Annotated in this window: 20 protein-coding genes; 10 read left to right on the forward strand and 10 right to left on the reverse strand. The window is 71.2% G+C overall.

Annotated features, from left to right (window positions below):
- Positions 1 to 140: 140 nt before the first annotated feature.
- Positions 141 to 1043 carry a LysR family transcriptional regulator gene (locus tag ASG73_RS02915; protein ID WP_055990463.1) on the reverse strand — a complete coding sequence of 301 codons (903 nt, stop codon included), beginning with the start codon at positions 1041 to 1043 and terminating at the stop codon, positions 141 to 143.
- 105 nt (positions 1044 to 1148) lie between these two features.
- Here ASG73_RS02915 and ASG73_RS02920 point away from each other — a divergent pair, with 105 nt between their 5' ends.
- Entirely contained in the window at positions 1149 to 1370 is a 222-nt protein-coding gene (locus ASG73_RS02920; RefSeq protein ID WP_162253957.1) for a hypothetical protein, read from the forward strand.
- 156 nt (positions 1371 to 1526) lie between these two features.
- On the opposite strand, the gene ppdK is transcribed toward ASG73_RS02920, so the two are convergent.
- The 4 genes from ppdK to ASG73_RS02940 form a co-directional block, all read right to left on the reverse strand.
- Positions 1527 to 4244 carry a pyruvate, phosphate dikinase gene (ppdK, locus tag ASG73_RS02925; RefSeq protein WP_055990469.1) on the reverse strand — a complete coding sequence of 906 codons (2718 nt, stop codon included), beginning with the start codon at positions 4242 to 4244 and terminating at the stop codon, positions 1527 to 1529.
- 122 nt (positions 4245 to 4366) lie between these two features.
- The gene (locus tag ASG73_RS02930) at positions 4367 to 4873 is read right to left on the reverse strand and encodes an SRPBCC family protein (RefSeq protein ID WP_055990472.1); all 507 of its coding nucleotides are present in this window, start codon (positions 4871 to 4873) and stop codon (positions 4367 to 4369) included.
- Between the two features lie 12 nt (positions 4874 to 4885).
- On the reverse strand, positions 4886 to 5374 hold the full coding sequence (locus ASG73_RS02935) for a GNAT family N-acetyltransferase (RefSeq protein WP_055990475.1): 489 nt from the start codon (positions 5372 to 5374) through the stop codon (positions 4886 to 4888).
- 83 nt (positions 5375 to 5457) lie between these two features.
- Complete coding sequence (locus ASG73_RS02940; RefSeq protein WP_055990478.1) at positions 5458 to 6660, reverse strand: MFS transporter; 1203 nt, start codon at positions 6658 to 6660, stop codon at positions 5458 to 5460.
- Between the two features lie 146 nt (positions 6661 to 6806).
- Between ASG73_RS02940 and ASG73_RS02945 the strand changes: the two genes are divergently transcribed.
- The 4 genes from ASG73_RS02945 to ASG73_RS02960 all read left to right on the forward strand — a co-directional run bounded on the left by ASG73_RS02945 (position 6807) and on the right by ASG73_RS02960 (position 10351).
- Entirely contained in the window at positions 6807 to 7280 is a 474-nt protein-coding gene (locus ASG73_RS02945) for an SRPBCC family protein (protein ID WP_055990481.1), read from the forward strand.
- A 268-nt stretch (positions 7281 to 7548) separates the two neighbouring features.
- Positions 7549 to 8367, forward strand: coding sequence for a hypothetical protein (locus ASG73_RS18095; RefSeq protein ID WP_156466106.1), 819 nt, complete (start codon positions 7549 to 7551; stop codon positions 8365 to 8367).
- A gap of 80 nt (positions 8368 to 8447) precedes the next feature.
- A complete protein-coding gene (locus ASG73_RS02955) occupies positions 8448 to 9257 on the forward strand; it encodes a crotonase/enoyl-CoA hydratase family protein (protein WP_055990489.1) in 810 nt (269 codons plus the stop codon).
- Positions 9254 to 10351 carry a GNAT family N-acetyltransferase gene (locus ASG73_RS02960; protein ID WP_082566943.1) on the forward strand — a complete coding sequence of 366 codons (1098 nt, stop codon included), beginning with the start codon at positions 9254 to 9256 and terminating at the stop codon, positions 10349 to 10351. Before ASG73_RS02955 ends, ASG73_RS02960 begins: the two co-directional genes overlap by 4 nt.
- 3 nt (positions 10352 to 10354) lie before the next feature.
- Here the strand turns inward: ASG73_RS02960 and ASG73_RS02965 are convergent, their stop codons facing one another.
- Positions 10355 to 11659: a saccharopine dehydrogenase family protein gene (locus tag ASG73_RS02965; protein WP_055990494.1), complete on the reverse strand. Its 1305-nt coding sequence runs from the start codon at positions 11657 to 11659 to the stop codon at positions 10355 to 10357.
- A gap of 147 nt (positions 11660 to 11806) precedes the next feature.
- On the opposite strand from ASG73_RS02965, the gene ASG73_RS02970 reads away from it, so the two are divergent.
- The 4 genes from ASG73_RS02970 (at position 11807) to ASG73_RS02985 (ending at position 15795) form a co-directional block, all read left to right on the forward strand.
- Positions 11807 to 12112, forward strand: a complete 306-nt coding sequence (locus ASG73_RS02970) for a hypothetical protein (protein ID WP_200946655.1) — start codon at positions 11807 to 11809, stop codon at positions 12110 to 12112.
- Positions 12113 to 13348, forward strand: coding sequence for a cupin domain-containing protein (locus ASG73_RS02975; protein WP_055990496.1), 1236 nt, complete (start codon positions 12113 to 12115; stop codon positions 13346 to 13348).
- A gap of 10 nt (positions 13349 to 13358) precedes the next feature.
- Positions 13359 to 14261, forward strand: coding sequence for a sucrase ferredoxin (locus ASG73_RS02980; protein WP_055990498.1), 903 nt, complete (start codon positions 13359 to 13361; stop codon positions 14259 to 14261).
- A 76-nt stretch (positions 14262 to 14337) separates the two neighbouring features.
- Positions 14338 to 15795 (forward strand): glyceraldehyde-3-phosphate dehydrogenase, encoded by a 1458-nt coding sequence (locus ASG73_RS02985; RefSeq protein WP_055990500.1) that lies wholly within the window; start codon positions 14338 to 14340, stop codon positions 15793 to 15795.
- 274 nt (positions 15796 to 16069) lie between these two features.
- On the opposite strand, the gene ASG73_RS02990 is transcribed toward ASG73_RS02985, so the two are convergent.
- Positions 16070 to 17584, reverse strand: coding sequence for a metallophosphoesterase family protein (locus tag ASG73_RS02990; RefSeq protein ID WP_055990503.1), 1515 nt, complete (start codon positions 17582 to 17584; stop codon positions 16070 to 16072).
- A gap of 71 nt (positions 17585 to 17655) precedes the next feature.
- Between ASG73_RS02990 and ASG73_RS02995 the strand changes: the two genes are divergently transcribed.
- Positions 17656 to 19320 (forward strand): FAD-binding dehydrogenase, encoded by a 1665-nt coding sequence (locus ASG73_RS02995; RefSeq protein WP_055990506.1) that lies wholly within the window; start codon positions 17656 to 17658, stop codon positions 19318 to 19320.
- Between the two features lie 45 nt (positions 19321 to 19365).
- Here the strand turns inward: ASG73_RS02995 and ASG73_RS03000 are convergent, their stop codons facing one another.
- From ASG73_RS03000 to ASG73_RS03010, 3 genes are read right to left on the reverse strand one after another with little or no spacing between them, the layout of a single operon-like run.
- Entirely contained in the window at positions 19366 to 22215 is a 2850-nt protein-coding gene (locus tag ASG73_RS03000; protein ID WP_082566944.1) for an FtsX-like permease family protein, read from the reverse strand.
- Positions 22212 to 22940, reverse strand: a complete 729-nt coding sequence (locus ASG73_RS03005) for an ABC transporter ATP-binding protein (protein WP_055990512.1) — start codon at positions 22938 to 22940, stop codon at positions 22212 to 22214. The genes ASG73_RS03000 and ASG73_RS03005 overlap by 4 nt, the downstream gene beginning before the upstream one ends.
- Complete coding sequence (locus ASG73_RS03010) at positions 22937 to 23530, reverse strand: PadR family transcriptional regulator (RefSeq protein ID WP_055990515.1); 594 nt, start codon at positions 23528 to 23530, stop codon at positions 22937 to 22939. The genes ASG73_RS03005 and ASG73_RS03010 overlap by 4 nt, the downstream gene beginning before the upstream one ends.
- Between the last annotated feature and the right edge of the window lie 82 nt (positions 23531 to 23612).

Here is a 23612-nt window from a genome sequence, read left to right on the forward strand (position 1 = left end):
TCGTCTGGTGTTGGGTCAACGGTGGCATGTCCCGCCGACCGTACGCAGCAGGCCTGTGGACGACGGGGATTGGAGGTAAACGCGCGGATGATTCGTCGGCGCGTTTACCTCCACCCGGCCTCACCTCCACCCGGCCTGCCTCACCGTCGCCGGGCGCTCGCCGCGGCGATCTGCTGCAGCAGATCGACGGCCAGCTTGGCAGCGCCGTTGGACCTCGCCACCGGGGCGGTCAGCGCCACGATGTCGCGCACCGGGTTGGGGTTGGTCAGGCGCAGCCGGCGGACCGTCTTGGGGATCGTGCGGGCCGCCAGATCGGGGATCACCGTGATCCCCACGCCGGCCGCGACGAAGGCCGTTGCGGTGTAGTGGTCCTGCGCCTCGACCGTGTAGCGGGGCCTGAACCCGGCTGCCCGACAGGCGCGGGCGACCATCTCCTGGGTGATGCCGGCAGAGATGTCGTTGCTCACCCACGGCTCGTCGGCGAGCTCTGCCATCTCGACCCGGCGCCGCCCGGCGAGCCGGTGGTCGGCCGGCACGAGCGCGACGAAGTGGTCGGTCATGAGCGGCGTGACGATGTACCCGGGCCGGATCGAGGTCGTCGGGTCGGCCGGCACGACGTCGATGTCGACGGGCGGGGCCTGCCCCGGTGGGTAGCCCTCGGTGAGGACCATCTCCAGGTGCAGCTCTGGCATCTTGGACTGCAGCCGCTTGGCCAGCTGCGGCATCCACCGGTACCCGGCCGAGGCGAAGTACCCGATCGACAGCGAGCCGGTGCTCCCTGCGCGCAGGTCGTCGACGACGGCGTCGATCCGCTTGAGCTCGGCCATGAGCTGCTCGCTCTCGGCAGCGAGGGTGTGGGCGGCCGGCGTGGGTTCGATGCCGCGCCCATGACGGGTGAAGAGTGTGAGGCCGGTCTCCTTCTGCAGCGAGGAGACCTGCTGACTGACTGCGGAGGGGGAGATGCCCAGGTGGCCCGCAGCCGCGTTGACCGAGCCCGAAGCCATGACAGACAAGAAGATCCGCAATCGGTGGGCATCGACCATGGCGAGCAGCGTATCCCACTGTTAAGCAAACCTGCATGAACATACGGAAAAGTGAATTGGATATATATAGTTGATGCGGGCACTGTTGAAGACATGAAGAACTGGATGACTTACCTCAACGCCGTTCGTCCCGCCGCCAACCGCCACTGGGGCGCCGGACCGGACTCGGACCACACCCGCATGGCCGCGGAGCTCGCCGCCATGTCGCAGGACGACACCCGCACCAAGCACGAGATCGTCTCCGCGGCCACGACCACGCCGCAGTACCGCGCTCCCTATGACCACCGGATGAGCGACCGCTTCCACCCCACCCTCTCCACGCGCTGAGCGCACCGCGTCCGGGGGTGATCCAGCCCGGACGCGCACCACGAAGGCCCCGCACCGTCATGGTGCGGGGCCTTCGTCGTGCGCGGGTGGACGTGGACACGCTGACGATTCGTCCGCGCGTTTACCTCCACCCGGCGAAGGGAGCGGGTCAGGCCCTCAGCGGGTGCCGACCTCGTCCTTGAGCACGACGGCCCGCCCGGCCTCCAGGCGCGCCACCGGGACGCGGAAGGGGGAGCAGCTCACGTAGTCCAGGCCAGCGTTGTGGAAGAAGTGGATCGACTCGGGGTCACCACCGTGCTCGCCGCAGACGCCGGTCTTCAGGCCCGGCTGGGTCGCGCGGCCCTTGTCGACGCCGATCTGCACGAGCTCGCCGACACCGAGCGCGTCGAGGGTCTCGAAGGGGGAGATCGTCAGGACGCCGTTCTCCAGGTACTTCGGGAAGAAGGCCGTCTCCACGTCGTCGCGGGAGAAGCCCCACGTCGTCTGGGTCAGGTCGTTGGTACCGAAGGAGAAGAAGTCGGCCGTCTGTGCGATCCGGTTGGCCGTCAACGCTGCGCGCGGCAGCTCGATCATGCAGCCGATCGGGATCTCGATGGCCTGGTTGTGGGCCTCGGCCACCTCGGCGATGATCTTCTCCGCCTGGGCGCGGACGATGACGAGCTCACGGTTGGAGCCGATCAGCGGGACCATGATCTCCGGCTGCGGGTCCTTGCCCTCTTCGCGCAGGCGCACGAGAGCCTCGGCGATCGCCCGGATCTGCAGGCCGAAGAGGCCGGGGATCTTCAGCCCCAGGCGCACGCCGCGCAGGCCGAGCATCGGGTTGGACTCGTGGATCGAGCGCACCGCATCGCGCAGCGCGCGGGTCCGCTCGACCTCGGGGCCACTCTCGCCGCGCTCGTCGGCCAGCGCCACCTCGACCGTCAGGTCGGTCAGGTCGGGCAGGAACTCGTGCAGTGGCGGGTCGATGAGACGGATCGTCGTCGGCAGCCCGTCCATCGCGGTCAGCAGATCGACGAAGTCCTCGATCTGCGCCGGGAGCAGCTCCGCCAGCGCGGCCTCGCGGTCCTCGTCGCTCTCGGCGAGGACGACCCGCTCGATCTGCTGGCGCCGCTCACCGAGGAACTGGTGCTCGGTGCGGCACAGGCCGATGCCCTCGGCTCCGCGGTCGCGGGCGCGCTGGGCATCCTTGCCGTTGTCGGCGTTGGCGCGGACCTTGAGCCGGCGCCGCTCGTCGGCGTGGCGCAGGACGCGGTCGACGGCCTCGATGAGCTCGGTCGTCTCGCTGTCGTCCGCGATCGCCGTCGCGGCCTCCATACCCTCGGAGATGTAGGTCATGACTGGGGAGTCGACGACGTGGACGTCGCCGAGGAAGACCTCGCCGGTCTTGCCGTCGATCGCCAGCGTGTCACCCTCGCGGATGACGTGCTCGCCGACCCGGATCTCCTTCTTGGCCCCGTCGACGACGAGGTCCTCGGCGCCGACGACGGCGCACTTGCCCATGCCGCGGGCCACGACGGCCGCGTGCGAGGTCTTGCCGCCGCGCGCGGTGAGGACACCGGCCGCGGCGATCATGCCGGGCAGGTCCTCGGGGGAGGTCTCGCGCCGCACGAGGATGACGGAGCTGCCCTCGGCCTGTCGGGCAACGGCGCTCGCGTTGTCGAATGCCACGGCGCCGACGGCGGCACCCGGGGAGGCGCCCATACCGGTCGCGATGAGGGTGCGCTCGGCCTCGCGGTCGAACTGCGGGAAGAGCAGTTGACCGAGCTGCTCGCCGGTCACCCGCTCGAGGGCCTCGTCCATCGTGATGAGCGCCTCGTCGACGAGCTGGGTGGCGATGCGGAAGGCCGCACCCGCGGTCCGCTTGCCGACGCGCGTCTGCAGCATCCACAGGGTGCCGCGCTCGATGGTGAACTCGATGTCGCACAGGTCGCGGTAGTGGGTCTCGAGGCGGCGCATCGCGGCGCGCAGCTCCTTGTACGCCTCCGGGTCGCTGTCCTCGAGGTCGGTCAGCGCGAGGGTGTTGCGGATACCAGCGACGACGTCCTCACCCTGGGCGTTGGCCAGGTAGTCGCCGTAGACGCCGGAGTGGCCGGAGGAGGGGTCGCGCGTGAAGCAGACGCCGGTGCCGGAGGTCTCGCCGAGGTTGCCGAAGACCATCGCCTGCACGTTGACGGCGGTGCCGAGGTCGTCGGCGATGCGCTCGCGGCGACGGTAGAGCTGGGCGCGCTCGGTGTTCCAGCTGCGGAAGACGGCCTCGATGGCCAGGTCGACCTGGCGGCGGGGCGTCTGGGGGAAGGGGTTGCCGGTCTCGTCGAGGACGATCTGCTTGTACTCGGCGACGATCTGCTTGAGGTGATCGGCGGTCAGGTCGACATCGGCGGCGACGCCGGCCTCTTCCTTGTGCCGGTCCAGGACCTCGGAGAACTTGTCCGAGTCGACGTCGAGCACGGTCTTGCCGAACATCTGGATCAGACGACGGTAGGAGTCCCACGCGAAGCGCTCGTCGCCGGCGAAGGCGGCCAGCGAGTGCACCGTGTCGTCGTTGAGGCCGACGTTGAGCACGGTGTCCATCATCCCGGGCATGGAGAACTTCGCCCCGGAGCGCACCGAGAGCAGCAGCGGCTCCTCGGAGTCGCCGAGGGTGCGGCCGATGAGGTCCTCGATGTCCCGCAGACGTTGGGTCACCTCGACGCGCACCTCGGGCGGCACACGCCCCTCCGAGAGGTAGGCGCGGCAGGCCTCCGTCGTGATCGTGAAACCGGGCGGGACCGGCAGACCGAGCTTGACCATCTCGGCGAGGTTTGCACCCTTGCCACCGAGCAGGTCCTTCTGGTCGCGGTCACCTTCGCTGAACATGTGGACGTACTGAATCACCGGGGGGCCTCCCATACGCGAGCGCGGAACCCGCCCACTATGACAGGAGACACGCACATCGTCGTGGTCGGTTCCGCCAGGCAGGGCGAAGGGGGAGCCTCTCCCCTCGTCGTGGGGGCCGATCAGGCAAGACCGGCGTCGCTCTCCAGCTCGCTCTTGAGCCGGTCCAGGGTGCGCCGGATGTTCTTCGGCTGGTACTCCGCGAAGGTGCGCCCGCCGGTCGCGGCCTTGTCGAAGACCTTGACCATGGCGTCGGGCCAGCGCCGGTCGTCGGTCCACGTCTCGGTGACGAGGGTCCCCCCTTCGGCCTCCTCGAAGCGGTACTCCCAGGTGGCGATCCGAGCGGGGATGATCGGCTTCGTGGCGCCGATGCGGTGCACGCGGAAGGCGAAGCGTTCGCCGGGGTCGGCGGCGGTGACCGTGCACTGGGTCGACCACCGCCCCTTGCCCCGACGGTTCTGCCCGACGAACGAGGTGCCGACCTCGATGGCGGAGGCGCCAGTGGTCTGGCCCCCCGTGTTCTCAGGGCTCCACCGGCCCATCTGGGTGATGTCGCTGACCGCCTGCCATGCGGTCAGCGGGCTGACGTCGATGGTGACGGACTCGGAGACTGTGCGGGTTCGGCTCATCCCGTCACGGTGTCACAGGTCGAGGGCGTCTCCGTCGAGCCGATAGGTCTCCCACTCGGTCTGGGGCGTGGCGCCGAGCGACTCGTAGAAGGCGATCGACGGCGCATTCCACCGCAGGACGGACCACTCGAGACGGCGAAACCCACGCTCGCGGCACTCCCCGGCGAGCTCGGTGAGCAGCGCCTTGCCCAAGCCGGACCCGCGGTGGCGCGGCTCGACGAAGAGGTCCTCGAGGTGCATGCCGTTCCTGCCGGTCCACGTCGAGAAGGTGAGGAACCACAGCGCGATCCCCACGACCTGCCGCTCCCTGCCCTCGCCGGCCTCGGCGACATGGCAGAAGGCGGTGGGTACTCCCTTCGCCGGGAAGAGCGCGGCCGCGAAGTCCTCCTCGGTGGCCTCGACGGCGTCGGGTTCCTTCTCGTAGACCGCGAGGTCGTGGACGAGACGCAGGATGTCGGAGATGTCCGCAGCGGTCGCCGGACGGATGTCGGGGTGGCTCATGGGCACGATTGTGCCCCGCTCCCTGCCTTCGAGACGGTTGCCCCGCTCCCTGAGGAGCTTGCGCAGCAAGCGTCTCGAAGGGATCAGTCCAGCGTCGTGCGTCCCCGGTGGATGCGAAGGGAGAGGAAGAGCACGATCAGCCCGGCCAGGGACAGGCCCGCGCCGACCAGCGAGGGTGCGCGCCAGCCCCAGCCGGCGGCCAGGACGAGCCCACCGAGCCAGGCGCCGAGGGCGTTGGCGACATTGAGCGCGGCGTGGTTGCCGGCGGCGCCGAGGGTGCGCGCCTTGCCGGCGACCTCCATCAGGCGCAGCTGGAGGGCCAGGACGAAGGCCGAGACGGAGATGCAGATGAGCAGCAGGACGATGGCGGCCGGGATGGCCCAGTCCGCTGCCCAGGCGAAGGCGGCGAGTGAGAGGCCGGTCGCGATGGTCGACCCGACGAGGGTCCACAGCACCGAGCGGTCGACGAGGCGTCCGGCGATGACGGTGCCGACGAGTCCGCCGACCCCGTAGACGAAGAGGTAGATCGGGACCGCGTCCGCGGGCAGGCCGGTCTGGTTGCGCAGGATCGGGCTGATGTAGGAGTACATCGCGAAGACGCCGCCGAAGCCGATCGCACCGATGAGCAGGGTCAGCCACACCTGCGCGTCCTTGAAGGCGGACAGCTCGCTGTGCACGTCGGCCTCGGTGTCGGCGGCCTGGTGTGGGACGACGGTGCTGACGAGGACCGCGGTGAGGACGCCCAGGGCCGCGACGAGCCAGTACGCCGAGCGCCATCCCGCCTGCTGCCCGAGCCAGGTCGCCAGCGGGACTCCGGCGACATTGGCGATCGGGATGCCGAGCATGATCCGACTGACCGCCCACCCGCCGCGACCGACCGCGACGATGTCGTACGCGACGATCGAGGCGATGCCGAAGAAGGCGCCGTGCGGGATGCCGGAGACGAAGCGCGCCATCATGAGCAGCTCGTAGCCGCCGGCCATTGCGCTGAGCGCGTTGCCGATGGCGAAGAGCACCATGAGCGCGACGAGCAGCTCCCGTCGGGGCAGCCGGTTGCCGAAGATCGCGATGGTGGGTGCGCCGACGACGACGCCGAGGGCGTAGGCGGAGATCGTGTGCCCGGCCTGCGGGATGGTCGTGCCGACGCCGTGGGCGATCTCGGGGAGCAGGCCCATCGTGACGAACTCCGTGACCCCGATCCCGACCCCGCCGAGCACGAGGGCCGACAGGGCGATCCCGACGTGGCTGCTGGTCCGGGCGGTGGCATGGGACGAAGGGGGACTCACTGCGCCATCCTCTCCCACACGTGACACATGCAGGTCGCCTCCCTACATGTGTAGACGCCAGCCTTGGAGCAGGCGGAGACGAAGGGGGAGACCTCGGCCACAATGCCCGCGTCCATCTCGGTTACCGCCCCGTAGGGTCGGATCCCATGACGACGACCCAGAACGCACCTCTCCTCGAGGCCACGACCGAGATCTCCGCCGATCCCGAGGCGGTGTGGGCGGTCATCACCGACCCGCGCGCCCTCGGCGGTCTGTCCGACCAGGTCCTGCGCACCCATGTCGTGGGGACCGCGCCCGTCGGGCTCGGCACCAGGACGGTCAACATCAACCGTCGGGGTCTGCTGCTGTGGCCCACGAGGGCCAAGGTCGTGCGCTTCGAGCCGCACCGTGACTTCGCCTTCCGCGTCAAGGACAACGGCAGCACGTGGTCCTTCGAGCTCGCTCCCACGGCGACGGGCACCACGGTGACGCACCGCCGCGAGGCGCCTCACGGGATGACCAAGATCTCGGTGACCTTGCAGGAGAAGGTCCTCGGCGGCGTGGCGGACTTCGACAAGGAGATGGAGTCCGGCATGGCCGTGACCCTGGAGCGGCTCAAGGCGCTCCTCGAGCGCGGTTGACCCGCTGCCGCGCTCACGGGGGATGGCCCCCGTGAGCAAGGGCGGAGGACCCGAGTCGAGATGGGTACTTCTCCCCATCGACCCCCTCTTGGCAAACTCGTAGATTCATCGGTGTCAGCAAGACACGGGGACGTCGACTGACACTGGCTCGGGACGCGCAGGGGGTTCCCGCAGCCGACGAGAGGGCGGGGCTCCGCAGGGGGAGTCCCGCCCTCTCGTCACATTTTTTGGCCTGTCGCGCGGGTCGTGGCTGTGTGACGATTGGCCCATGACCACACCTGCAGGGGGGCCGAGCGGCCCGAACATCCCACCGCCTCCGGGCCAGCCCGGTCCGTACGGCCAGTCGGGCCCGGGCTACGGCGGTCCGCCTCCCGGTAGTTTTGGCGGCCCCGGCGGCCCGCCTCCCGGCAATTTCGGTGGTCCCGGTGGTGGCCCCGGTGGCCCCGGTGGCCAGGGCAATTTCGGTGGCCCGGGTGGCCCGGGCAACTTCGGCGGGCCCGGTCAGCCGCCGAAGAAGGGCCCGGGCAAGGGCCTGATCATCGGTATCGCCGGTGGCGTGGCGCTCATCCTGCTCCTGTGCTGCATCGGTGGCTTCTTCGTCCTGCGGGGCGCTGACGACGAGAGTCCGCCGCCGACGACCACCTCGCAGCCGGCGACGGAGACCTCGACGAGCGAGCCGACCAGCGAGACCTCGACGAGCGAGCCGACGACGGAGACCTCGACGAGCGAGCCCACCAGCGAGACGTCGAGCTCGACCTCGGCCGCCGGTACAGGCGACTTCCCGGACGAGTTCGACGGCTGGAAGAAGTCCAGCAAGGTCGGCAATCTCAAGTCCGTGGCCACCTACACCAAGGGGACGGAGGCCGTGAGCGTCCTTGCCAACGAGGGCATCTCGGCCAGCACCTTCGAAAACGTCTGGGACGACAGTCAGAAGGTCGGCGACATCTCCTGCGGCACGGTGTCCGGCTCCACCTCCACGCAGTGCGCGGTGGACAAGGACGGAACCACCTACCTCATGTCCTCGAGCGGCAAGAAGTCCGCCAAGGACCTCGCCGCCACCCTCACGAAGTTCACCGACGCGCTCTGAGCACGCACCGAGCGACACGGAAGGGTCTCGTCCTGCGACGGGGCCCTTCCGTCGTCCTCGGGCGGAATTAGGGTGGGCTCATGCCCCGGTACATCACGACGACCATCCAGGACGGCATCGCCCACGTGCGCCTCGCCCGCCCGGACAAGCTCAACGCACTCACGCTCGAGATGCTCGATGACCTTGCAGCAGCAGCCCACGGGCTCGCCGCTGACCGTCGGCTTCGCGCGGTCGTGATCTCCGGTGAGGGGGACTCCTTCTGCGCCGGCCTCGACTTCGGCTCCGCGATGAAGAAGCCGTCTGCGATCGCCCGGCGCTTCGTGCCCCGCCCCTGGCGCGGTACCAACACCTTCCAGGAGGCGGCGTGGGGCTTCCGCCGCCTGCCCGTGCCGGTCATCGCCGCGGTCTCCGGGCACTGCCTCGGCGGCGGTCTGCAGATCGCGCTCGCCGCGGACTTCCGGATCACGCACCCCGCGGCGACGTGGTCGGTCCTCGAGGGGCGCTGGGGGATCATCCCGGACATGTCCGGTGTGCAGGCGCTCTCCGAGCTCGTCGGGATCGATGTCGCCAAGCGGCTGACGATGACCGCGGACAAGATCTCCGGTGAGCGCGCCCAGCAGATCGGTCTGGCGACCGAGGTCGCCGATGACCCCGTGGCGGCTGCCTTCGACCTCGCGGATCAGCTGTCGATGCGCTCGCCCGATGCCCTGGCCGCCACCAAGCGACTCTTCGACGGCACGTGGAACCGCAGCGCCCGACACACCTTCGCCCGTGAGCGGTGGGAACAGCTCCCGCTGCTCTTCGGGCCCAACGCGGCTCGTGCCCGGGCCGCCAATGCCCGCAAGCAGCAGCCCGAGTTCCTGCCCCGCCAGCGTCGCCTCGTCCCGTGAGCGACGGCCAGCCGACGCTGACCGGCTTCCTGCCGATCGTCCCCGAGGACCTGCCGCAGGGATGGTCCAGCCGGGCCCCCGTCGACGGCGATGTCGATGAGCTGATCGCCTTGGTCTCGACGGCGAAGAAGGCCGTTGACGGCTCGGGCTCCATCGAGGAGGAGCTCGTCACCAGCGAGGCGGTGGGCGAGGCGTCGTGGACCCGGCGCCAGGTCGTCGTCATGGATCCGCAGGGTGCGATCCGGGTCTGGGCCCGCGTGCACGACCGTGCTGCCGGTCGCAGCAATGTCGACCTGACGACGGACCCTGCGCTCGGCGCCGAGGTGGAGGACCGGCTGGCCCCGTCGGTGCTGGCCTGGGCGGAGTCGATCGCGCTGCGGGTCTCGCGCGGTCGGGGACTCGGGGGGACGCGCCTGGACATGTCCGTTCACGAGGACGACGAGCGGCTGCGAGGTTTGTTGCGGGACAACGGATTCACCCTCGCCCGCACCTGGTTGCAGATGAGACGCCCCGTGGAGCCGGGCGACGTGGACCTTCCGACCACGCACGCCCGAGAGGGTGTCGTCGTGCGTCAGGTGAATCGACGGGAGGACGGCACCCCCTTCGCCGCGGACCTGCAGGCGGTCTACCGGATGATCGAGGAGTCCTTCGCGGACCACTTCAACTCCTACCGGGAGTCCTTCCCCGAGTTCCTCCTGCGGTTGCGTGAGGCGCCCGGCCACCGTTGGGACCACTGGTGGATCGCCGACATCGAGGTCGAGGGACACTGGGTCCCCGGTGGAGCGGTGGCTGCGGCCGTGCTCCCGGAGGACGCCTCAGGGGTGCCCGGCACCTACATCGACTACATCGGCGTGCACCGCCTGGCCCGAGGGCGGGGCGTCGCCAAGTCGCTGCTCCACGCCGTCATCGCTGACACGGCCCGGCGCGGCCGCAACCGGGTCGCCCTCGAGGTCGACGACGACAGCCCGACGGGCGCCGACGGCATCTATGCCTCGATGGGGTGGGTCACCCGCTACCGCACCGAGTCCTGGCACCGTGACGTGCGGGTCGAGGGGACCGACGACCCCGTGCCCCTGGCGCGGCTCGACGAGTAGCGGTCAGGCGGGGCAGCGGCGGGTCGAGATCGTGAAGCCCTGCGTCCGCAGACGCTCGATGAGCGGGGCGGCCATCGCGACGGCGGGGGTGAGGACGCCCCCTTCGCTGTCGAGGTCGTCCTGCGCGAGGCACAGTGCGGCCTGGCCGAGCATGATCGCGGTCCCGTTGTAGCCGGGGTCGGCGTCGGCGGCGACCTTGGTCGCGTACTTGGCCCCGCTCGTCGTCCCCGCGACGACCTCGAGCGCGAAGCGCCCGTTGACCCGGGTGTCCTCGTCCGGTCCCTCACCGGGGGCCGGCAGGAACCGGTCGACGACCTTGCGGGTCGGCGCGTAGGACAGGCCGGTGACCAGGCCGAGCAGTCCAGCGGTCATACCGGTGGCGCGAAGGGGGGCGGTGATGCGCGAGCCGAAGTCCGTCACCTCGTGGTAGCGGAAGGCACGGCCGTACCGCCACCCGAGGAGCGCATTGCTGCGGCGCACGATGCGGGTGTTGTACGTGGCCATGACGAAGGGGCCGGTCCAGTGACCGTCCTCGGTACGACGCACCGGCAGGCGTGAGCCGAGACGCTTGGTGACGGAGCGGACTCGACCGGCGCGACGTGCCTCCGGGGAGGGCTGTGTGGAGTCCTCGCGGTCGGCCTTGGTCGGCTCCGCGGCCCTGTCGGGGCTCAGCCCGTAGGGGTCGGACATGGCCCGACGGTCCTCGAGGGACTCGCGAACGGCGATCGCCTGCCTGCGCATCGAGTCGATGGTGCCGCCGGACAGGCCGCCCTTGAGGCTGCGGACGAAGAGCACGGTGTCGGTGAGGGTCCCCGCGCCTTCGTCGGCAGCGATCCGGGCCGTCTCCCAGACACCCAGGTCGGAGGGGATGGAGTCGAAGCCGCAGGAGTGGACGATCCGGGCTCCGGAGCGCTTGGCCACCTCGTGGAAGGCCTCGGCGCTGTCGCGTACGAAGAGGACCTCGCCGGTCAGGTCGGCGTAGTGGGTCCCGGCCAGGGCGCAGGCCTTGACGAGCTCGCCACCGTGGATGGCGTACGGACCGACCGTGGTCACCAGGACACGCGTGCGCGCCGCGAGGTCGGCGCACGAGGCCGGGTCGGAGACGTCGATGACGATGCGTGGCCACGACGCGGCGGCGCCGCCGAGCTCGGCAGCCAGTGCGTCGAGCCGGACGCGGGAGCGGCCCGCGAGAGCGATGCGCGTGCCCTCGGGCGCGTGGTCACCCAGGTGCCCGGCGGTGAGCCGTCCGACGAAGCCGGTGGCTCCGACGAGGACGATGTCGAAGTCGCGGGCCTGCTTGTTGATCATGAAATGACAGTAACGCGTTGCCACACAGGGGGATTCATCGTGAGATGACAATGCGCGCGCCGCGGCCTTCCCAGAGGGCGCATGGTCCGATAGGAAGGGGGGTACAGGCACGATGCACGCTCGTACCCACGACGAAGGAGAAGCACCATGACGCAGCCTCCGAACGAGACCCCTGACCTGCCCGAGGAGGCCATCGGCGGTGTGCCGACCCAGGCCCCGCAGTCCGACGGTTCCGCCGGTGACGGTGGCGCTGATGGCGCGGCCGGCGATGGTTCCGCCGGCGATGGTGGTGCTGATGGCGCGGCCGGCGATGGTTCTGCTGGTGACGGTGGCGCTGATGGCGCGGCCGGCGACGGTTCCGCCGGAGACGGTGCTGCCGGAGACGGCGGCGCCGACGGTGCTGCCGGTGACGGTGGCGCTGACGGCGGCGCATCGGCCGACCGCGGCCTCTGAGTGACTGACCCGGACGAGGCCGGCGCACCCCAGCGGTGCGCCGGCCTTCGTCGCATCACGGACCTGGATCCCCAGGACTTCGCCACGTCCTGGGGCCGGGAGCCCCGGCACGTCCCCGCGGCGGCGCTACCTGCCCCCTTCGCCGACCTGCTCGACACCCGCGCGGTCGACGAGCTGCTCTCGCTCCACGGTCTGCGGGCCCCCTTCCTGCGGGTCGCACGGGAGGGCCGCACCCTCGCCGACGGTGAGTTCACCCGTGGCGGCGGGGTCGGTGCCGGAGTGGGGGACCAGCTCGACGACACCGCGCTCCTGCGGCTCTTCGCCGAGGGCCACACCCTCGTCCTGCAGGGGCTGCACCGCACCCACCCACCGGTGCTCGCCTTCGCCCAGGACCTCGCCGCCGACCTCGGGCACCCCGTGCAGGTCAATGCCTATGTCACGCCGCCGCAGAGCCGTGGGTTCGCCGCGCACTACGACGTGCACGACGTCTTCGTCCTGCAGACCGGCGGCGACAAGCACTGGCGCCTGCACCGCCCGGTCCAGCCGCACCCCCTTCGCGATCAGCCCTGGCAGGACCACCGGCAGGCCGTCGACGAGGGAGCGAAGGGGGAGCCTCACCTCGACGTGACCCTGCAGCCGGGCGACGTGCTCTACATCCCCCGTGGCTGGTTGCACTCGGCGACCGCGCTCGGCGGGGTCAGCACGCACCTGACGGTCGGCGTCCACGTCTGGCACCGAGGGCACGTTGCCGACGCCGTCCTCGACACGGCGCGAAGGGCGCTCGCCGACCTCCCGGCGCAGCGGACCTCCCTTCGCCCCGGGGTGGACGTGGCCGACCCCACGGACCTCGCGGACGACCTCGCCGCCGTGCGCGCGGCACTCCTCGACGCGATCGCGATGGTCGACGAGTCCGCCGTCGCCGCCCACCTGGCCGCCCGAGCCCGTCCGGCCCAGCGACCCGCACCGATCTCGCCGGTCGCCAGCACGCAGGCGCTGCACGACGGGCCGGAGGGGCTGCCCGTCGTGCCCCGCGGGCACCTCCGGGCGACGCTGGAGCCTGCTGCCGACGGGTCCGTCCTCGTCAGCAGGGCGGGGCGGCTACCCCTCGACCCCACCGAGGCCGCCGAGGTCGGGGCGTGGCTCGCGTCCGGGGAGGTCGCGGTGCTCGCCCCGGACCTGACCCGCCGGCTCGTCGTCGCCGGGGTCGCGGTCCCCGTGCAACCGCCGTCCGCGTAGGGTCGCCGGTGTGAGCGCGACCCCTTCGACCCATCGGTTCCGGTGCTCGCTCGCCGCCCTCGAGCGCGGCGACGTGCCGGTCGGCACGGCGGTGCCCGCACGCTACTGGTTGCTCGTCTCCGACCCCGGACCCTGGCCGGCGAAGCCGATCGAGGCGCCCTTCCTCAGCGACGTCGCTGATGACCTGTCAGCGGCGCTGGGCCGCTTCGGGGCCCGGCTGCAGCTCATCCGCCGACACGGTCGCCAGGAGGGCGAGCTGGTCGAGGCGGACACCGGCACCGACGGGGACAACCCGGTCTTCCTCGTCGACGTGCGTCGCGGGCTCGTCGGGCGCGCGACCTGGCAGCACCCCGAGGACCTCGTGGCGCTCGCCGCCCGCTTCGACGACCTGCCCGACCCGAGCCCCGAGCCGCTTCTGCTCGTGTGCACCCACGGCCGCAAGGACGTCTGCTGCGCCATCGACGGCCGCGTCGTCGCCGCCGTCCTCGACGACGCCCTGCCCGGCGCGGTGTGGGAGACCACTCACCTCGGTGGGGACCGCTTCGCCGGCAATGTCGCCATCCTGCCGGAGGGGTCCCAGTACGGCCGGCTCGACGGTGATGTCGCACCGCAGGTGATCCTCGACCACCTCGACGGGCGCGTCGACCTCGAGCGGTGGCGGGGGCGCTGCTCCTGGCACCCGGCCGCCCAGGTGGCCGTCCACGACGTGCTCGCCACCGTCGCCGACGTGCGGCTGCAGGACATCTCGCCACCCGTCGTCGAGGCGACCGGAGAGGACTCCTGGCGGGTGCAGATCGAGGCCGGCGGGCGCACCTCCCACCGCTTCGTCACGCGCACGATGAGCGCCCCGCACCAGCTCACCTGCTCCGGGGGGTCCAAGGTGCAGGCGCTCTACACGGTCCGTCCTTCCTGACCAGTGCGACAGGGTCGGTGGACAGCACCCGGACCGCCGCCACCCGGGTTGACGAGAGCGACTAATCTGGGCGCCCATGACGACCACGCCGCAGAGCACCGCAGCAGACGAGCACCTGGCCGAGTGGGCCGACCGACAGGCCAAGGCCGAGGCGATGATCCCCGTTGTGGGCCGCCTCTACCGTGAATACGGGGTCGTGACGTCGATTCACGGGCGCACCCTCCTCGGCCAGTCGCCGACCGATGTGCTCAAGGCGCACCGCTTCGCCCGACGCGTCGACATCGAGCTCACCCTCGACGACACCCTCCCCATGCTCGAGGCGCTCACCGCCCTCCAGCCGGGCCCGGCGTCGGTCGACATCGCCCGCCTGCACCGCCGTCGCCTGGAGGCCGGCGAGGGCGTCTCCCTCGAGGACTTCCTGCGCTCCGAGCTCGGTGACGTCATCGGCAAGCACGGCGACTCGGAGCTCCCGAGCACCGACGTCATCCTCTACGGCTTCGGCCGCATCGGCCGCCTGCTGGCCCGCATCCTCGTCGAGCACGCGGGCACCGGCCAGGGCCTGCGCCTGCGCGCCATCGTCGTGCGCAAGGGCGCCGACAACGACCTGTCCAAGCGCGCGAGCCTGCTGCGGCGCGACTCGGTCCACGGTTCCTTCGCCGGCACGATCACCGTCGACGAGGAGGCCAACACCATCCTCGCCAACGGCACGCTGATCCAGGTCATCTACTCCGACAGCCCCTCGAGCGTCGACTACACGCAGTACGGGATCAAGGACGCGGTCGTCGTCGACAACACCGGCCGGTGGCGCGACGAGGAGGGCCTGTCCCAGCACCTCCAGTGCCCCGGTGTCTCGCGCGTCCTGCTCACGGCTCCCGGCAAGGGCGACCTGCCCAACATCGTCAGCGGCATCAACGACGCGATGATCGGCACCGACGACAAGGTCGTCACCGCAGCCTCCTGCACGACCAACGCGATCGTCCCGGCGCTCAAGGTCATCAACGACGAGTACGGCGTCATCGGTGGGCACATCGAGACGGTGCACTCCTTCACCAACGACCAGAACCTCATCGACAACTTCCACAAGGGTGAGCGTCGCGGTCGTTCGGCGGCACTCAACATGGTGCTCACCGAGACCGGAGCGGCCAAGGCCGTCGCCAAGGCGCTGCCCGAGCTCGAGGGCAAGCTCACCGGCAACTCGGTGCGGGTCCCCACACCCAATGTCTCTATGGCGATCCTCAACCTCACGCTGGAGAAGCCGGTCGAGCGCGACACGCTCAACGACTTCCTGCGCGAGGCCTCGCTCTACGGGGACCTGCACAAGCAGCTCGACTACATCGACAGCCCCGAGGTCGTCTCCACCGACTTCGTCGGCAACCGCCACGCCGGCATCGTCGACGGCCGCGCGACGATCACCGCGGGTGACCGGCTCGTCCTCTACGTCTGGTACGACAACGAGTTCGGCTACTCCTGCCAGGTCGTGCGCGTCCTCGAGGAGATGTCCAAGGTCCACCCGCCGGCCTTCCCGGCGGTCTGATCCAGCGCTGAGAGCCCCCCGGTCCACGCGGCCGGAGGGCTCTCGCGTGCCCGGCCCCCAACGCCATCGCCGCCATCGCCGCCATCGGGATGCCCAGTGGCGCCCTCGAGATGCCCAGTGGAGGTAAACGCGCGGACGATTCCTGCGCGAGTCGACATCCACTGCCGGCAGGGTCCGTCGGGGTGGACTCGGACCCGCCGGCGATTCGTCCGCGCGTTTACCTCCACCCGGCGAGGGGGGAGGGCGAAGGGGGAGGCCGGGCGAAGGGGGAGGCTCAGTCCCCGAGCGGGCGCACCACGAGCTCGCCGCCGCCGCAGGTGCGTCCCTCTTCGGGCTCGTCGATGATCCGTGAGGCGTTGAGGACCGACAGCGAGTCGAAGGACGGTCGGCCCTCGATGATCGCGCGGTACTGGTAGCGCACGAGGCGCTGGGCGCGGCACTGGTCGTCGAAGGTCAGGACGTCGAAGGAGCTGGGCTGGCCCACGAGCTCGGCGTCCGGTCCGCTGATGAAGTGGGAGAGCGTCCCGCCGCCGGTGAAGGTCCCTGCCTGCACCCGGTTGCCGTCGATCTGCGGCACGTGACCGTGGCCGTTGAGCCGCATCCGCCCGGGTGCGTCCTCCAGGGCCGGGGCCTCGTGAGAGACGGTGATGTCGGGCCTGGCCCCGTCGCCGAGAGCCTCCACCCACAGGTCACGTGCCGCCGTCTGCTGGTCGGTGCCGCCGTCGTCCGCGTCGCCGTAGTACCGCGGGTCGTTGAAGCCCGCGATCCGCAACCCGCCGATCGTCACCTCGCGGTACTGGCCGGGGCCGGGTTGGAGCAGCTCGACACCGTCGGTGCGACCCAGTGCGTCGAGCAGCGAGGTGTCGACGGCCGAGCTGCGGTCGTGGTTGCCGGAGACGAAGACATAGGGCACCCCGAGCGAGGCGATCGACCGGTAGAGGTCGCTCAGCCGGGCCTCCTCGACGTGACCGAGGTTGATCAGGTCGCCGGAGTCGATGACGACGTCGATGCCCTGCTCCTGCACGACCGTGCGCATCAGCGCGTACTGGTTGGACGAGTGGATGTCGGAGACGAGCAGCACCTTGAGCGCCTCGGCGTCGCGGGCGGCCTCGGGGGCGTACTCGTCCTGGACCGCGGCAGAGAGGGCGAGCAGGTTGCGCAGGTAGGGCGTGGCCTGGTCGGCTCGCTGCTCGACGTCGTCGAGCAGGCCCCGGTTGGCGATGGCCAGCTGGAGCAGGCCGGTCGACTGCAGCTCGACGAGCCGGTCGGGGTCGTAGGTGCGCCCGGCGGACAGGCCCAGACCGGTGCAGGTCAGGGCCGTGACGGTGAGGGCGCCGAGACTCGTGCGTGCCGTGGGCAGGGACCGGCGACGCAGCCCCAGGACGAGCAGGACGAGCCCGACCCCACCCAGGGCGCCGACACCGAAGTGCAGGGCGACCCCCTTCGCCGCCTCACCGATCACCCGGGAGCGTTCTTCGGGGCTCACGTCGAGGGCTGCAGGGCCGAGGTTGCCGGAGGCGACCAACTCGGTGATCTCGGGCTTGACCCGTGGCGAGACCCGCACGCCCGGGGCGAGGCCGGAGAACTGCGCGGAGACGCTGCCCACGACGGTGTCCGTCCCGATGCGGGAGCGCTCGCCCCAGCTCGGCGAGAGCCGCACGTCGGCGGCGTAGTAGTCGGTCTCGACGGTGACCGGCCACAGCGCGGCGGTCACGAGGCCGCCGGCGAGCACGGCCGCGGCCACGAGCAGGGCCAACGCGACCGGGCGCAGGTGAGCGATCCGTCCCATGTGCTCACTGTAGGGAGGCGGGCCTGAACCCCATGTGCTACCCGTGAGTAATGAGGTCTAGAGTCGCCCCCATGGATGCAGACGCCATTGTCGTGGGCCACGGACTTGCCGGGCTCGTCGCCGCAGCGGAGCTCGCTGATGCGGGCCGCAAGGTGCTCGTCGTCGACCAGGAGAGCGAGGCCAATCTCGGGGGCCAGGCGCACTGGTCCTTCGGCGGGCTCTTCTTCGTCGACAGTCCCGAGCAGCGACGTCTGGGGATCAAGGACTCGGCCGAGCTCGCCCACGCCGACTGGATGAACACCGCCGGCTTCGACCGCGACGAGGACAACTGGCCACGGCAGTGGGCGCAGGCCTACCTCGACTTCGCCGGCGGGGAGAAGCGCTCGTGGCTGCACCAGCAGGGCATGCGTTGGTTCCCGATCGTCGGCTGGGCCGAGCGCGGCGACGGCTCCGCGCACGGCCACGGCAACTCCGTGCCCCGTTTCCACATCACGTGGGGGACCGGACCCGGTGTGGCCGCTCCCTTCGTCCGGCGGGTCGAGGAGGCCAAGGAGCGCGGCCTGATCACCTATGCCCACCGCCACCGGGTGGACGAGCTCATCGTCGAAGGGGGTGCCGTCACCGGTGTCCGCGGGGCCCGGCTCGCGGACGACCCCGCCGAGCGGGGAGTGGCGACCAACCGCGACGCGGTGGGCGGCTTCGAGCTGCGCGCACCCGTCGTCCTCGTCGCCTCCGGTGGCATCGGCGGCAATCACGACCTCGTGCGGGAGAACTGGCCCGAGCGTCTCGGCACCCCGCCCAAGCACATGATCACCGGCGTCCCGGCGCACGTCGACGGCCGGATGATCGCCATCACCGAGGCCGCGGGCGGCAACCTGATCAACCGCGACCGCATGTGGCACTACGTCGAGGGCATCAGGAACCACTCACCGATCTGGGACCAGCACGGCATCCGGATCCTGCCCGGGCCGAGCTCGATGTGGCTCGACGCCGAGGGCAGCCGCCTGCCCGCGCCCCTCCTGCCCGGGTACGACACGCTCGGCACCCTCGCCCACCTGCGTGCGACCGGCCACGACCACTCGTGGTTCATCACCAACCGGTCGATCGCGGGCAAGGAGTTCGCCCTGTCGGGCTCGGAGCAGAACCAGGACCTGACCGGCAAGGAGGTCGCCGGGGTCATCCGCAAGCGCTCGCTGGCCGATGTCACGCCGTCGATGCAGGCCTTCCTCGACAAGGGGGCCGACTTCGTCCAGGCCGACACGGTCGAGCAGCTCGTCGCGAAGATGAACGAGCTCGTCGAGGACGGCGAGCCCCGGCTCGACGTCGCACACGTCAAGAAGCAGGTCGACGAGCGCGACATGCAGCTGGACAACGCCTACTCCAAGGACGCCCAGATCGCTGCGATGCGGGTGGCGCGCTCCTACATCGGCGACAAGATCTCCAAGCGGGCCTACCCGCCGCACAAGCTGACCGACCCCAAGAAGGGGCCGCTCGTCGGCGTCAAGCTGCACATCCTCTCCCGCAAGACGCTCGGCGGTTTCGAGACCGACCTGTCGGCCCGCGTGCTCGGGCACGACGGTGAGCCGATCCGCGGGCTCTACGCGGCGGGCGAGGCAGCCGGCTTCGGCGGTGGTGGCCTGCACGGCTATCGGGCGCTCGAGGGCACCTTCCTCGGCGGCTGCATCTTCAGCGGCCGGACCGCCGGCCGGGCGATGGGCGCCGAGATCGGGGACTGACCCCCGACCCCGGCGCCGATCGCGGCGCCCATCCCAGCGCCCAGGTCACTCCGTGCGACGGGTCAGGTCCGGCGTGCGTCGGATCCCGAGCCCGGCGAGCAGTGCGGCCAGTGCCGGCACGGCGACCAGGACGATCGCGAGCGGCAGCCACGGGATGTCGATGATCGCCTCACGGTCGAGCTGCAGGCCGGTGAAGGGGTCCCAGCCCTCGGAGGTCAGGGCCCGCGCGATCGTGATGCCGGGGAAGCTCCCGACGAGCGCACCCAGGACGATCCCGATCGTGGCGAGCAACCAGGTCTGCGAGGCGACCATGAGTCGTCGGGTCCGTCTGCTGCCGCCGACCGCCGCGATCGTCGCCTGGTCGCGCTCCTGCTCGGCCATGCTCAGCGCCGTGGCGGTGAGGGTGACGACGAGCAGCACGAGGGTGAAGATCGCGATGAGCACCGCGATGACGATGGCCAGCGGGTTGCTGAACCCGCGCTCGACGTCGACATAGGTCTCGTCGCCGAGGACCTGCTGCAGCCGCTCCTGCGTTGCCGTGTCGATCGGGCCGTCGGGGTCGTGCAGGAGGTAGCCGGTGACGGTCAGTGGCCAACCAGCGTCCACGGCGGCCTCGGTGGGCAGGACCAGACCCGACTGCCAGGCCCGAGCGAGGGTGTCCTTGGTCTGGGGACGGATGACCACCGGGACCCGGCTCGTGGACGGGGTCCCCCCGAGCTTTGCCTCTCCGGTCTCGTCGGCGACCGTCAGCGTCCCCCGGCCGAGCGCGACCCGCCCCTCGGACACGATCCCGTCGGGCTCGCCGGCAACGAGCACGCCGCCGCCGTCGGTGACGGTGCGGGCCTCGTCCCCCGTGAGGTCGAAGCGACGGACGATGTCCGCGGCGGGCATGAAGGAGATCGTCGACATGGACATCGTGGACCCGGACCCGGTGCTGAGGTCGAGGCACGGGTTGCCGGTGCCGTCCTCGGGCGCCAGCTCGACGTCGCCCTGCGGCGTCCTGTCGGGGCTCACGACGTCCTTGACGGTGCAGCCCCTGGGCAGCGTGGTGACGAAGGGCTCGGCGGGCACGTCCGACGCGGCTGGGGCGTCCTCGTAGGACGATCCGTAGGAGTGCACCGGGGTGATGACGAGCTCGGGCAGCTCGCGGGCCGCCCGGTCGATGGCGTCCTGTCCCTGTGTGCTCCCGCCCCCGTACATGTAGCCCTCCCCGGAGATCGTCTGCGGGAGGTAGTCCAGCCGTTGCTGGGTGTTGTCGCTGGTGGCCCCGATGAGACCCATGGTCAGGGCGGCGGACCCGGCGAGCACGGCGGCCACGGTCGGTGCGCTGCGGGTGCGGTGGCGCGCCAGGTCCCGTACCGCGAGGCGAAGGGGGAGTGGCAGCGGTCCTGCGAGACCGCCGAGCGCATGCAGGATCCGGGGGACGAGGAGGAGCGTGCCGAGCACCAGGAGGATGGCCGCGAGGGCGATGACGTACTCGGTGCGGTCGAGGCCGATGATGACCCCGGCGCCACCGACGCCCGCGAGCACCAGGCCGAGGACGAAGAGCCAGCGGGAGGGCGGCGCGGAGACGACCCGCCCTCGCATCGCGCCGACGATGTCGAGCTTGGTGAGCCGCTGTGCCGGGACGAGCGCGGCGAGGATCGCGGCCACCAGGGCGATCGCGCAGATCGCGCCGAGCTGCCACCACGGCACCTCGAAGGGCCCCAGCGGTGAGCCACGGTCGGTGATCACCCGGATGACGACCCAGCCGACCGGGACCGCGACGAGGGCCCCGACGAGCGCGCTCAGCCCGCCGAGGACGATCGCCTGCGCCAGCACCGTGCGCCGCAGCTGACCGGCGGTCGCGCCGTTGCTCGCAGCGAGGGCGAGCGTGCGTCGCTGCCGGGTGGCGCCGACGGCGAAGGCCGGCCCGACGAGGAGGGCGATGACGATGAGCAGGAGGGTGGCTCCCAGGGCGACGAGCTGGGCCGTGTCGCTGGTGCTCGAGCCCATCTCGCGCAGCTCGGGGTCGATCTGGTCCTGGGTCGGTGGGTGGGTCACCACGTGGGCGCTGTGCACGGCGAGGCCGTACTCGTTGAGCCGGGTGACGTCCGCCCAGGTGACGGGCCGGTCGCCCATGAGGAACCAGCCGCTGCTGCGCGACTCGTCGACCATCGCGTCGGGCGTCGTCGTGAGGAGCTCGTGGCTGGCTCCCCAGCTCTGGAGGGACAGGGCCGTGCCGACGACCTGGACGGTGCGCTCGTCACCGTCGACCAGAAGCTGCAGCGACCCGCTGTCGGGGACGCCTCGTCGCACGGCGGCGGGGGAGACGAGCACCTCGTCCGCGCCGGTGGGCCAGCGGCCCGAGCGCAGGGTGATCTTGCCCGTGAGGCGGCTGGGCTCGGCGACGGCGAGGGTGTCGAGCCCGAGGTCACGGTCGCCGATGCGGGCCCGGGTCTGGCCCATGGTCCACGGGAGGGCCTGCCCGCCGGCGAGCTCGCCGACCGCGGCGGCATTCATCTCGACCGTGCCCCCGGGGCGGGCGCCGGGGATCTCTCGCGCCGCGGCGTCCTTGACGCTGAACCCGTACTCGGGGTTGGCCGTCTGCGCGACCCGGTGGCCCTCGCTCGTCGTGATCGAGGCCTGCGCCGGCCCCATGGTCAGCGGGACCGACTCCTCCGGCGAGATCGAGCCGGTCGCGCCGACGACGAGCCCGAGGCAGATGAGCATCGTCGGCACGCCGACCATGAGCAGCACGGCGAGCGAGCGGCCCCGGTGGCGGCGCACGTCCCGCCGCGCCAGTCGCAGGGCCACCCGCCACGAGGCGAGCCAGGCCGATCCTCGCGACGGCGAAGGGGGTGACGCCGGCGGTGTCCCCCCTGCGGACACCGCCGGCGCGGTCTGGGTGGTCATCGCACCGGCTCGGTCTCGAGCAGGTCCTCGGCGTCCGACGGGTCACCGGTGGTGTCGACGACGACGCCGTCGCGCAGGAAGACGACCCGGTCGGCCCACGCCGCGTGCCGGGCCTCGTGGGTGACGAGCAGGCCACCGGTCCCGGCGTCGCAGCGCTCGCGCAGCACGCGCAGCACCTCTTCACCCGTGTGGGTGTCGAGGGCGCCGGTGGGCTCGTCGGCGAGCACCAGCCGGCGGCTGCCGACGAGCGCGCGGGCGAAGGCGACGCGCTGCTGCTGTCCTCCCGACATCTGGTCCGGGTACCGGTCGACGAGGTCGGCCAGGCCCATCCGCTCGAGGGACTCGATCGCCGCCCCACGTGCGGCGCGCACGCGCTGGCCGTCGAGCTCGAGCGGCAGCGCGACATTTTCGGCAGCAGTGAGCGCCGGGATGAGGTTGTAGTCCTGGAAGACGAAGCCGACGTGGCGACGCCGCAGGGCCGCCAGCCCCTTGGGTGAGAGGGAGTTGATCTCCTGCCCCTCGATCACCACGCGTCCGGAGGTGGCCCGATCGAGCCCCCCGGCGAGGTTGAGGAGCGTCGACTTGCCGGAGCCGCTGGGGCCCATGACGGCCACCAGCTCGCCCGGCCGCACGGTCAGGCTGACGCCGGCCAGCGCCGGGACGGACGTCGCGCCCTCACCGTGGACCCGGGTGACGTCGTCGAGGACGAGGCAGGGGGCGCTCATCGTTGCACCTGCGTCGCGGTCGACGTGTCCGCGTCGGCGCTGACGGCCGTGGCGCGGCGAGGGAGCGAGGAGTAGCGCGCGAGCGTGGACTCCACGTGGTCGAGCCACCGGATCTCGGCCTCCGAGGTGAAGACGAGGTTGTCCAGCACGAGCAGCCAGGCCAGGTCGGTCTCGGTCTCGGTCGCGGCCGATCGCTTGAGCTTCGTCAGGTCCCGCAGGTGGCGCAGGGTGGCGGTCCGCTGGGTCTGGACGACCCGGGTGACGTCCACGCCGACGGCGGTGACGGACAGCGCCAGCTTGATGACCAGCTCGTCGCGGGGGGTGTTGCTGCGGTCCACCGGGGTGAGCCACCAGCCGTCGACCTCGGCGCGGCCACTGTCGGTGAGCGAGTAGCGGATCCGGCCCTCGTCGTCCGGCCCGCCGGACTGGCCGACGAGGCCGTCGCGCTCGAGCCTGGTCAGCGTCGTGTAGACCTGCCCGATGTTGAGCGGCCACGTGCCGCCCGTGCGTGCCTCGAACTCCGCGCGCAGCTGCGCGCCGTACATGTCTTCCTCCGCCAGCAGCGCAAGAATCCCCAGTCGTACGGACATTTCCCCTCCTGGATACTCGGTATGGAGGAAGGTATACCGAGTATTCACCCGATGCAAGGACCGCCTGGGAGTGCAGGCACGC

The sequence above is a fragment of the Janibacter sp. Soil728 genome (genome assembly GCF_001428305.1).
Lineage (GTDB): Bacteria > Actinomycetota > Actinomycetes > Actinomycetales > Dermatophilaceae > Janibacter.